The 12,189-nt window shown below is 32.5% G+C and carries 9 protein-coding genes; 7 read left to right on the forward strand and 2 right to left on the reverse strand.

What is annotated here, in order from left to right; all coding sequences use genetic code 11:
• Positions 1–88 precede the first annotated feature (88 nt).
• Both gltB and A7L45_RS10405 read right to left on the reverse strand, forming a co-directional pair.
• Entirely contained in the window at positions 89–4,609 is a 4,521-nt protein-coding gene (gene gltB, locus A7L45_RS10400; protein ID WP_071612703.1) for a glutamate synthase large subunit, read from the reverse strand.
• Positions 4,610–4,868: 259 nt separating this feature from the next.
• On the reverse strand, positions 4,869–5,585 hold the full coding sequence (locus A7L45_RS10405) for an SGNH/GDSL hydrolase family protein (RefSeq protein WP_071612704.1): 717 nt from the start codon (positions 5,583–5,585) through the stop codon (positions 4,869–4,871).
• A 524-nt stretch (positions 5,586–6,109) separates the two neighbouring features.
• On the opposite strand from A7L45_RS10405, the gene A7L45_RS10410 reads away from it, so the two are divergent.
• From A7L45_RS10410 to cysD, 7 genes are read left to right on the forward strand one after another with little or no spacing between them, the layout of a single operon-like run.
• Entirely contained in the window at positions 6,110–7,153 is a 1,044-nt protein-coding gene (locus tag A7L45_RS10410) for an aliphatic sulfonate ABC transporter substrate-binding protein (RefSeq protein ID WP_071612705.1), read from the forward strand.
• A 14-nt stretch (positions 7,154–7,167) separates the two neighbouring features.
• Positions 7,168–8,007, forward strand: a complete 840-nt coding sequence (locus A7L45_RS10415; RefSeq protein WP_071612706.1) for an ABC transporter ATP-binding protein — start codon at positions 7,168–7,170, stop codon at positions 8,005–8,007.
• Positions 7,937–8,713, forward strand: a complete 777-nt coding sequence (locus tag A7L45_RS10420) for an ABC transporter permease (protein ID WP_151553966.1) — start codon at positions 7,937–7,939, stop codon at positions 8,711–8,713. Before A7L45_RS10415 ends, A7L45_RS10420 begins: the two co-directional genes overlap by 71 nt.
• A 28-nt stretch (positions 8,714–8,741) precedes the next feature.
• A complete protein-coding gene (gene cysC, locus A7L45_RS10425) occupies positions 8,742–9,338 on the forward strand; it encodes an adenylyl-sulfate kinase (protein WP_071612708.1) in 597 nt (198 codons plus the stop codon).
• A 47-nt stretch (positions 9,339–9,385) separates the two neighbouring features.
• Positions 9,386–11,065, forward strand: coding sequence for an adenylyl-sulfate reductase subunit alpha (locus A7L45_RS10430; protein ID WP_071612709.1), 1,680 nt, complete (start codon positions 9,386–9,388; stop codon positions 11,063–11,065).
• A complete protein-coding gene (locus A7L45_RS10435) occupies positions 11,055–11,369 on the forward strand; it encodes a 4Fe-4S dicluster domain-containing protein (protein WP_071612710.1) in 315 nt (104 codons plus the stop codon). Before A7L45_RS10430 ends, A7L45_RS10435 begins: the two co-directional genes overlap by 11 nt.
• A gap of 12 nt (positions 11,370–11,381) precedes the next feature.
• Positions 11,382–12,182, forward strand: coding sequence for a sulfate adenylyltransferase subunit CysD (gene cysD / locus A7L45_RS10440; RefSeq protein ID WP_071612711.1), 801 nt, complete (start codon positions 11,382–11,384; stop codon positions 12,180–12,182).
• Positions 12,183–12,189 lie beyond the last annotated feature (7 nt).

Genomic DNA, 12,189 nt, shown 5'->3' on the forward strand with positions numbered 1-12,189 from the left:
TTAACACCTCCAAAATTGAAAAGTATAAACTGTTCTCAAAAATTTAAGAGAACAGTCTTATATTTTCTTATTGCATTTTCTCTCTATTCTATTTTCCTTCTAATATTGCTTTGTAAGCAGTTGGTATTACTCTTTTGAATTTTGATTTATATTCATTCCAATTGTTTAAAATCTTATTTGCTTTGTTACTGTTAGTAGCCTCAAAATGTTCTTTTATTATTGAATAAAGCTGATCTAAATCTGATTTTGAGGTTATTGATTCTACTTCAATCATTTCCATATTACATTTTGATTTAAAAGTTTCATTCTCATCTATAACATATGCTATACCACCGCTCATTCCGGCTCCAAAGTTTCTACCAGTTCTTCCTATAATAACTACAATTCCGCCAGTCATGTATTCACAACCGTGGTCTCCAATTCCTTCAGCTACAGCCTGGGCTCCTGAATTTCTTACTGCAAAACGTTCACCTACGAGTCCATTTATAAACAATTTACCAGAAGTTGCTCCATAAAGAATTGTATTACCAGCAATAAAGTTTTCATCTTGAACAAAGGTACAATTTTCTGGTGTTTTTACAATAATCTTAGCACCAGATAATCCCTTGCCAACATAATCATTTGCATCTCCTACTAATTTTAATGTTAATCCATTAGCACCAAATGCTCCAAAACTTTGACCTGCAGCTCCTACAAAATTTAATGTTATTGTGTCATCTGGAAGACCAGTAGCGCCATATTTCATAGCGATTCTTCCGCTTAACATTGCACCAACAGAACGATTAACATTTTCAATTTCTAAGTTAAATGTACTTTTCATTCCATTTTCTAAAGATTCTTTTGCCATTTCAATAAGTTTATAATCTAAAGAATTGTCTAAACCATGATTCTGAGCAATAACGCAGTAACGTTTAATTCTCTTTGGCATATCTGGTTTATATAAAATATTTGATAAATCTAGATTTTTTGCTTTCCAATGAGTGATTGCTTTTTTAGGACTAATCTTATCTACTCTACCTACCATTTCATTCATAGTTCTAAAACCAAGTTTTGCCATATGCTCCCTTATTTCCATTGCAATAAAGGTAAAGAAGTTTACAACATATTCAGGTTTGCCTTTGAAATTCTTACGAAGTTCTGGATCTTGAGTAGCTATACCCATATCGCAAGTATTTAAATGACAATTTCTTAGCATAGTACAACCTAGAACTACAAGAGCTGTAGTTGCAAATCCAAATTCTTCAGCTCCAAGAAGTGCAGCGATAACAACATCACGGCCTGTTTTAAGTTGACCATCAGTTTGAACTGTTACTCTGCTTCTTAAATTATTTAGGAGAAGTACCTGCTGAGTCTCAGCAAGTCCAAGCTCCCAAGGAAGTCCTGCATACTTAATAGATGATAGTGGGGAAGCTCCTGTTCCACCATCATGACCACTTATTACTATGGCATCAGAATGTGCTTTAACAACTCCGGCAGCTATTGTTCCAACTCCTAATTCTGAAACTAATTTCGTACTTATTCGTGCATGAGGATTTACACTCTTTAAATCATAAATAAGCTGAGCTAAATCTTCAATCGAGTATATATCATGATGAGGTGGTGGTGATATTAAATCAATTCCAGGCGTTGAATGCCTAAGTCTTGCTATATTAACATCTACTTTTTTACCCGGTAGTTGCCCACCTTCTCCAGGTTTCGCACCTTGAGCTATCTTAATTTGTAATTCATCGGCATTAACAAGGTATTCAGTTGTAACTCCAAATCTAGCAGAAGCTATTTGTTTAATTGCACTTCGCCTTAAATCTCCATTCTGATCAACCTTGAACCTTTCAGGATCTTCTCCACCTTCACCAGTATTACTTTTTCCACCAAGTCTATTCATAGCTATAGCCATAGTTTCATGAGCTTCTTTACTGATAGATCCAAATGACATTGCACCTGAGCAGAAACGTTTAACTATTTCACTTATTGGTTCAACTTGCTCTATTGGAATTTCATTTCCATAATTAAGTTCGAATAATCCCCTAATTGTACATAAATGTTTGTCTTGATCATTTATGATTTTTGAGTATTCTTTATATAAGTTGTAATCGTTAGTCCTTGCAGCTACTTGAAGTTTATAAATTGTATCAGGGTTAAATAGGTGATATTCTCCATCTTTTCTCCAAGAATATAATCCACCAACATCAAGTTCTGCTATAGGTTTTCTTAACTTATTAAATGCATTTTTATGTCTAATTAATACTTCCTTTGCCACAGTTTCTATACCAATTCCACCAATTCTAGATGGTGTTCCTCCAAAATATTTTTGTAGAAAGTCAGAATTTAAACCAACAGCATCAAAAATTTGTGCCCCGTGATAACTTTGAATAGTTGATATTCCCATCTTTGATAATATTTTTAGAAGACCTTGTGATACTGCATGTATATAGTTTTCATGAGCTTTTTCTATAGAAATATTTTCTATATCACCTTCATTTATAATATTATCAATTGATTTAAATGCAAGGTATGGATTAACACCAGTTGCACCATAACCAATTAATAAGGCCATATGCATTGTCTCTCTTGCTTCTCCTGTTTCAACTATTATAGAAACGAAAGTTCTGGTTTTTTCGCGTATTAAATGCTGTTGAACAGCAGATAACGCAAGCAAACTTGGGATTGCAGCATCATAGGAGTCTACTAATCTGTCACTAAGAACGATAATATTATATCCTTCTTTAATTCTTGTAGAGGCTCTTTCACAAATTTTATCAAGTGCCATTTTGAAACCTTCAACCCCAGTGTCTGCCTTAAAAGTTATAGGGATTGTTGTAGTTTTAAAAGCATTATCTTTTAAATTCTTAATTTTAGCCATTTCTAAATTTGTTAAAAGGGGTCTGCTTATTTCAATAAATGGATTATCATTAGAATCCTGATTTAAAACATTATATTGAGAGCCCACATAGTTCATTAAAGACATTACCATTTTTTCTCTAATTGAATCAATTGGAGGATTGGTAACTTGTGCAAAAAGTTGCTTAAAATAAGCAAATAAAAGCTGTGGTTTATTAGATAAAACAGCAAGCGGAGTATCATTTCCCATAGAACCAATTGGCTCTTTACCGTTTTTCGCCATAGGAGATAAGATAAGTTTTAAATCCTCTAGAGTATAACCAAAGGCTTGCTGTTTTTCCTTTAAAATATCTTTATCAATTATAACTTCATCAACTACACCATCAAAATCTTCTAGATATAGTTTGTTTTTTAAAACCATCTCGCCATAAGGCTTATTTGTACAAACTGTTTTCTTAACTTCGTCGTCTGTAATTATTCGTCCTTCGTTTGTATCAATTAGGAACATCTTTCCTGGTTGAAGTTTGCCCTTTTTTTTGATATCTTCTGGTTTAAATTTAAGAACACCAGCTTCAGACGCAAGAACAGCAAAACCATCCTTTGTTATTACATATCTTGCAGGTCTAAGTCCATTTCTATCCAGCGTTGCACCTATTCTAATTCCATCCGTAAATGCAACGACAGCTGGGCCATCCCATGGTTCAATAAGCGATCCATGATATTCATAAAATGATCTCTTATAATCTTCCATATCATCATTAGTAGTCCAAACTTCAGGAATCAACATCATCAAACTATGAGTTAGAGATCTTCCATCCATTTTTAATAATTCCAACATATTATCTAAGGAAGCTGAATCGCTACCATTAGGACTAATTATTGGGAATAACTTCTTAAGATTTTCTCCGTACACATTAGATTTTATTATTCCTTCCCTAGCATTCATCCAGTTTCTATTTCCACGAATAGTATTTATTTCACCATTATGAGCCAAATATCTAAAAGGTTGCGCTAAATCCCAAGTTGGAAAGGTGTTTGTACTATATCTTTGATGAACAAGGCAAAGAGCACTTTTAAAATTTATGTCTTGCAAATCAATGTAAAAGCCTTTTATTTGTTCAGCAAGTAAAAGTCCCTTGTAAACAATTGTTCTGCTAGAAAGACTACAGATATAGAAATATTCTGTGCTTCTATTAACCAATTTAATTACTTCGCTTTCAGCTCTTTTTCTTATAATATAAAGTCTTCTTTCAAATTCTTCTTGTAGTTCATCTTCTGAAAGTGATTCATCCTTAAAGGTCGACCCTATAAATATCTGTCTTATAATAGGTTCGGTTCCTTTTGCTGTGTCACCAATGTTTCTACTATCTATAGGAACAGATCTCCAGCCGATTATTTTTTGTCCTTCTTCTTCTGCAATTCTCTCGAATATACCTTCACATTGAAATCTCAATGCCGGTTCTTTTGGTAAAAAAATCATTCCTACAGCGTATTTTCCGACTCTAGGTAATTCGAGTCCTAAATTGTCACAGCTAATTCTAAAAAATTCATCAGGAATTTGAACAAGTATTCCTGCGCCATCGCCAGTTTTAGGGTCTGCCCCTACTGCACCTCTATGGGTTAAATTCACGAGAACCTTTAGCCCTTTTTTTATAATATCGTTGGTTTTTTCACCTCTGACATTTACTACAAAGCCAACGCCACAATTATCTTTTTCATTAGCAGGATCATATAATCCCTGCTTTTCAGGATAACCAATGCTAGTATTCACAATATTACCCCCTTTTATTTATAAAACGAATTATATAAATTGTACCACGATTCTATAATTTTGCAAGTTCAATTTTAAAACGAGTCAAAAATAACAATTTACAGACTATTCCTAAGGAATTTACCAACATAAATGAATATTATAATTTAACAATAAAGGCAACAGTCATCGAAACTAAATTTCAATGACTGTTGCCAAGTAAAAGTATTGTGCAGTTATATATAATTTTTCATAAGTTCATATCAGTAAATTTGTTTTTTTAACTTTCTAATAAAAAATTATAATTTTCTTTTAGAAAGTTTAATATAACAGTTGCTATTAATGATTGGCCCTCGATGTTTGGATGTATACCATCTTTACATAAAAATTGAGTGTAATCATTATGTTTTAAAAACTCTGAGCGAATATCAATAAGTACAGTATCAGTTTCATTAGCTACTTGAGTAATCATTTTGCTATAAGAATTATGCCAAGTAAAAAGTCTATCCTTTGTTCCGAGCCAATGTAAAATATTTTTCTCCGAAGTTGAATCTTCTTTTGAAATCCAGTTAAAATATTTTAAAGGATCAAGTGGGGGCAAAGTAAGAAGTACCGGCATTATGTGATTATTTTTTAACGTATCAATCATTGAAAGTAATGTTTCACGAAAAGTATATATATCAGTGTTTGGTTTATACTCCATTTCAGGATTTTTGGCGATTTCATCCCATTTATAATCGCAATCATTACCACCAAATTCTACTAAAACTATATCAGGTGATTTTTTAATCACATCATTATACATTTTAAGTGCACCACGAATAATTGTATTACCAAATTTACCTGCATTATACACAGGTCCTTTTATTTTATTATCTATAATACTTGTAAAATTTTCCTTTAAAGTTGCATATTTAGATTTTTTATCATCATAAATAATCCCTTTTGTAATAGAATCTCCATATGCTACTATAATGTAACTATCTTTAACTTCCATAATACACCTCCATAAAACTAAATTATATAAATTAAATTACTTATTCTATATTAATATTGTACCATAGGAATACAAACATTTCAATACATAGTTATTAAAACTACGTAAAACATTGAAAATTTTATTCAGTTACCTATTTAATATATTATTCCCATTATTATTTGGTATATTCTATACTAAATAATAAACTTATATAAGTGATCTAATTCTTTCATTATAATCGTTTTATTAGAAAATGTTTATTGTAAATATTTTCAATAGATAAAAAAGTATGGAAAAATATAGAGGATAATAATAGCAATAATTGTGTTGACAATTCATTAAACTAATGTTAACATACACCTAACCTATAGGATAAGTATGGTTAGTCATTATAAATACTTTAAAAGTATAATTAAATACTTCTGACAAAATAGTTAAAAGTTAAAAAGTTCTAGAGTATAAAGATATTTAAGACATGTATTATATAATATATAAGTAGTATTGAAGATTTCAATAAAACTAATTTTAGTAGGAGGCCCACGTTGAAAAATTCAAAGGGATTTAAAGTTTCGGGGGTAATAGTGGCAGGCTTTTTAATTATCGCTGGATTATCAGGATGTTCATCAAAAAAAGTGGTAAATGAAAATGTTGATGTTAGAGTTGGATATTTCCCAAATATAACCCATTCTCAAGCTCTTGTAGGACGAGAGCAAGGCAGTTTTCAAAAGGCTATAGGAACGAAAAATAAAATAGTGTGGAAATTATTTAATGCAGGACCTGCAGAAGTAGAAGCATTATTTGCAAAAGCTATTGATATTGCATATATTGGACCTGGTCCTGCTATTAATGGATATTCAAAATCAAAAGGGGATATTCAAATCGTAGCAGGTGCAACGGATGCTGGGGCAATATTTGTATCTAAAAAGGGAATGGTTATTAAGAATTTGAAAGATTTGAGTGGTAAAAAAATTGCAGTCCCACAGTTTGGAAATACGCAAGATTTAACACTTAGAAACATATTGTCTGAAAATGGACTTAAGGATAAAACAAAGGGTGGAACGGTTGAGGTAAGGCAAGCATCAAATGCTGATATTTTATCATTACTAAAAAAGGGTGACATAGATGCAGCATTAGTGCCTGAACCTTGGGGATCAAGGCTTATTAAAGAGGCAGGAGCAAATATTATCTTGGATTATAAAGAATTATTCAGACAAGGGAAATATACGACCGCTGTAGTAGTTGTAAGAACTGAATTTTTAAAGCAGCATCCATTAATTGTTGAAAATTTTATAAAAGCACATGTAGATGTTACTACTTATATTAATAATAATCCTGGTAGAGCTAAGATAATAGTTAATAAACAAATTACAGAGCTCACAAAAAAAGGAATAGAAAAAGATGTTTTAGATGTTGCCTTTAAAAGATTAACAATTACAAATAATCCGGAAAAGGATTCCGTTTTAGATTTTGTTAAATTTTCACTTAAGGAAGGGTTTTTAAGATTAAATCCAGACACAAAGAATTTGTTTAACCTTACAATTTTAAATAAGGTTTTAAAAGAAAAAGGTCAAGTTCAAATCAAATAAAAGAGGTGACACGTTTGAGTCTTATAGTTAAGGATGTTAGTAAGGAGTTTATTTCAAAGCATAAGAAAACAAGTACACTTGAAAATTTTAATTTAGAAATTACAAAGGGTGACTTTGTATGCATATTAGGGCCATCTGGTTGTGGAAAATCAACTTTACTAAATATTTTAGCAGGACTTGAAAAGGCAACCAAAGGTGTTGTTCTACTTAATGGTAATGAAATAACAGGGCCGGGGCCTGATAGGACAGTAATGTTTCAAGAAGCAGCATTATTTCCATGGCTTAAGGTAATAGATAATGTTGAGTTTGGAATGAAGATGGCTGGAATACCAAAGGAAGATAGATATAAGAAGGCTATCCATTATTTAAAAATGGTACATTTATCAAAATTTCAAGATTCTTATGTTTATGAGTTATCAGGTGGAATGAAGCAAAGGGTAGCTCTTGCCCGTGCACTATCGCTTGATTCTGAAATACTGCTAATGGATGAACCTTTTGCAGCTCTTGACAGTCAGACTAAAATGATGCTGCAACAAGAGCTACAACGAATTTGGGTAAATACAAAAAAAACAATTATTTTTATTACCCATAATGCAGAAGAAGCAGTTTATTTGGCTAATAGAGTTGTTGTTATGGCAGCTAATCCTGGTAGAATAAAGCAAGAATTTAAGATAGAACTTGCAAGGCCAAGAGAAATGGAAAGTTGTGATATAGCTTATTATACATCTAAGATAATGAAAGCATTAAAAGAGGAGGTGGAGAAGGTTGCAAAAGCAGAATACGATGGTGATTGGAATATTGAAGAAAATACTGTTCTATATACTCCTGATAGTGATATGGGAGGGGATTTATAAACTAGGTGTTGATGTTTTAAAAATTTGGAAACCTTATATTTTTCCATCACCTTTTGACGTTATTGGTACTTTGATTTCACTTATAAAAGATAACACAATAGGAATAGCTATTGTTGCAAGTTTAAGGAGAATTGTAGTTGGATATTTTATATCAGTAATAATAGGAGTTACTCTAGGACTTACAATTGCTAAATTTAAATATTTAGATGAAAATTTAGGACCATTAATTTTAGGACTTCAAACTTTACCTAGTATTTGTTGGTTACCTTTTGCTATTCTTTGGTTTGGACTTAGTGAGATTTCAATAATTTTTGTAATTGCAATTGGCTCAACGTTTGCTGTGGCAATATCAGTTAAATATGCAATACAAAATGTAAATCCATTATATATAAGGGCTGCAAAAACAATGGGTGCAAGGGGTAGTAAAGTTTATACCCATGTAATTTTGCCAGCAGCACTTCCAGATATAGTTAGCGGACTTAAGCAGGGCTGGTCATTTGCATGGAGGGCTTTGATGGCAGGAGAAATGTTATCTTCAACAAAAGGGCTTGGCCAAGTGCTTATGGTAGGCCGTGATTTAGCCGACATTAGCCAAGTTGTAGCTGTAATGATAGTAATAATAATTCTTGGGTTAGTGGTGGATAAGCTTGTTTTTTCAAGACTTGAGAAAAATATGAGATATAAATGGGGCCTCGATAGGGCTTAGTTTTTAAAATTAATGGAGGTGAATATAAATGAGCATAGAAAACCTTACTTGGCATGATACGTTTGTAACTCGGAAGTTGCGAGAAAATCTATTATCACAAAAATCTAAGCTATTATGGTTTACTGGGTTATCAGGTTCTGGAAAGTCAACAGTAGCAAATGCTTTAGATTTAAGATTAAATGAAATGGGCAAAGCAACCTATCTATTAGATGGAGATAATATTCGCCTAGGTATAAACTCAGATCTTGGATTCTCAAAGCAAGATAGAAATGAAAATATACGCCGAATTAGTGAAATAGGAAAATTGTTTGTAGATTCAGGATTAATAACCATTGCTTGCTTCATATCTCCATTAAAAGCAAATCGTGAGATGGCACGTTCAACACTTGGCGATGATTTTATTGAAATATTTGTTGATTGCCCTCTCTCGGAATGTGAAAGGAGAGATCCTAAAAACTTATATAAGAAGGCAAGACTTGGCGAAATTAAAGAATTTACAGGTATATCTTCCCCATATGAAAATCCTGAAAATCCTGAAATTGTTGTAAACACAAAAGAGAAAACAGTAGATCAATGTGTAGATCAAATATTGGACTACTTGAAGTTAGTATCTAAAATAGAATAGTGTATTTATAGTTATTTATTTTAAAATGTCTTGGCTAGGAGGATATAATGAGGCTTGAAACAAAAATACTAGAAACAGATGTGTTAATAGTTGGTGGAGGTACCGCTGGATGTTATGCAGCATTAACCTTAAGTAAAAAGGAAGATATTAATATTGTTGTAGCAGATAAGGCTAATATTAAAAGAAGCGGATGTTTAGCGGCAGGTGTTAATGCAATAAATGCCTACATTAATGGGGGATATACCCCAGAAGACTTTGTAGACTATGTTAAAAAAGAAGCAGAGGGTATAATAAGAGAAGATTTAGTATATTCAATAGCTAAGAATTTAAATAAGGTTACAAAATATATGGAGAGTATAGGCCTTACTATTTTAAAGGACTTGGATGGTAAATATGTAACTCGTGGAAAAAGAAGTATTAAAATTAATGGTGAAAACATAAAACCCCTTCTTGCAAATGAGGTTAACTTAAAAGCAAACATAGTGGTTTTAAATAGAGTAAATATAATTGACTATATTATTAAGGATAATATAGTCATTGGGGCTTATGGTTTTCATATAGAAAAAAATATTTTTTACGTAATATATTCAAAAGCTGTTATTTGCACTACCGGCGGAGCATCTGGTCTTTATAAACCTAATAATCCTGGCTTTTCTAAACATAAAATGTGGTATTCACCCTTTAATACTGGGGCAGGTTATGCTATGGGAATTAGAGCAGGAGCTGAAATGACTTCTTTTGAAATGAGATTTATTGCTCTAAGATGTAAGGATACCATAGCTCCTACAGGCACGGTGGCTCAGGGGATTGGTGCAAAGCAAGTTAATGCTAGTGGAGAAGAATATGTAAAAAAATATGGCAAACCTTTAACTACAACACGATTGTTTGCAACTGTAGAGGAAAATAGGAAAGGCTTAGGCCCTTGTTATTTAAAAACAAAAGGCATTTCGGGTGAAGCCCAGGAAGAACTTTACAAGGCATATCTTAATATGGCACCTGCTCAGACTTTAAAGTGGATTGAAGATGGAGTTGGACCAAGTCTACAAAATCTTGAGATAGAAGGTACGGAGCCTTATATAGTCGGTGGACATGCGGCTAGTGGATATTGGGTAGATGCTAAGCGTGCTACAACAATTTCTGGCTTATATGCAGCTGGTGATGTCGCTGGGGGAAGTCCTAAAAAATATGTGACTGGTTGTTTTGTAGAAGGTGAAATTGCAGCTTGTGCTGCAATTGAGTTTATAAAAAACAAGAAAAACAAGCTAATTAATGATAAAGAAATTTCTGCTAAAGTAAAATTATTAGAAACTTTTCTTGAAGAGAACGATAGCTTATTTTCTATAAATGGTATTGAAGAGGCAATGCAAAAGGTAATGGATGAATATGCAGGGGGTATATCTAAGAATTATGTTTTTAATTCTTCTAAGTTACAAATTGCTAGCAAAAAAATAGAAGAACTTTTAGTTCTTTCAAATAATTTAAGTGCTAAAGATATGAGAGAACTACTTCAAATATACGAAGTTATTGATAGGCTATACGTCTGCAAAGTTTTAATAGTTCATCTTCTAGCAAGGAAAGAAACACGCTGGAAATGTTATGGTGAAAATGCAGACTTCAAGGAAAAAGACGAAAACTTGCTTAAGTATGTAAATACTATATATAAGGAAGGCACGGTTAAAGTTGTCTTTAGAAACTTAGTAAAGCGAGATGAAGTTTATGAGCATTAAAATAGATTTACAAAAATGTGTGAGTTGTGGTAAATGCCGTACGATTTGTCCGGGAAATCTTATTTTTAAAAACGATGAATCGAAAGCTTTTATAAAATACCCCGATGAGTGTTGGGGGTGTACTGCCTGTCTTAAAGAATGTCCAGTCCAGGCTATAAATTATTATCTTGGCTCTGATATTGGTGGCAAAGGAACTTTTTTAAATACCAAAAAAGAAAAAAATCTTCTTCATTGGCACATATATAAGCCAAATAAGGTCGAGATAATTATTACAACAAATGTAGCGGAAGCTAATAAATATTAGGGAGGTTAAATTATGGATCATTTAGATGAATTAGAAGCAGAAAGTATTTTCATATTAAGAGAATCTTATAAAAAACTAGGTAAACTTGGAATGTTATGGTCAATTGGTAAGGATTCAACAGTATTATTGTGGTTATCAAAAAAGGCTTTTTTCGGACACTCTCCTTTTCCGTTTATTCATGTAGACACAAAGCATAAAATTCCTGCGATGATTGAATACAGAGATAAAATTGCTAAAGAGTTTAATATCGACCTTATAGTGCATACAAATCAGGAAGCAATCGACGCAGGTATGGGACCAGATAAAGGAAGACTCGTTTGTTGCAAAGCACTAAAAACAGATGGCCTTCAGCAAGTGGTTACAAAATATGAATTTGATGGATTAATTCTTGGAATTAGAAGTGATGAGGAAGGTTCTAGGTCAAAGGAAAGAGTATTTAGTGAAAGAAATAAGGATTCAGAGTGGGATTACACTAATCAAGCACCAGAACTTTGGGATCAATTTAAAACTGATTTCCCAAAAGGAAATCATATAAGGGTTCATCCAATACTTCATTGGAATGAAATAGATATATGGACTTATATACAGAGAGAAAATATACCACTTATAGATTTATATTTTGCAAAGAACGGCGAAAGATACAGAAGCCTTGGATGTGCTGAGTGTACAGGTAAGATAAAGTCAAATGCGGTGACGATTGATCAAATAATTGAGGAATTAAAACATACTACAACGGGAGAAAGAGCAGGTAGAGCTCAAGATCAAGAAGATTCATATGCTATGCAAAAGCTTCGTAAAGATGGTTACATGTAAGGGAGGG

It is taken from the genome of Clostridium estertheticum subsp. estertheticum, assembly GCF_001877035.1.
GTDB lineage: Bacteria > Bacillota > Clostridia > Clostridiales > Clostridiaceae > Clostridium_AD > Clostridium_AD estertheticum.

Excerpts from the sequence above, each read along its gene's own strand:
- A7L45_RS10405 (WP_071612704.1), bottom strand. The coding sequence starts at position 5,585 with ATGGAAGTTAAAGATAGTTACATTATAGTAGCATATGGAGATTCTATT.
- A7L45_RS10420 (WP_151553966.1), top strand. The coding sequence starts at position 7,937 with ATGGTGATTGGAATATTGAAGAAAATACTGTTCTATATACTCCTGATA.
- cysC (WP_071612708.1), top strand. The coding sequence starts at position 8,742 with ATGAGCATAGAAAACCTTACTTGGCATGATACGTTTGTAACTCGGAAG.
- A7L45_RS10430 (WP_071612709.1), top strand. The coding sequence starts at position 9,386 with ATGAGGCTTGAAACAAAAATACTAGAAACAGATGTGTTAATAGTTGGT.
- A7L45_RS10435 (WP_071612710.1), top strand. The coding sequence starts at position 11,055 with ATGAGCATTAAAATAGATTTACAAAAATGTGTGAGTTGTGGTAAATGC.
- cysD (WP_071612711.1), top strand. The coding sequence starts at position 11,382 with ATGGATCATTTAGATGAATTAGAAGCAGAAAGTATTTTCATATTAAGA.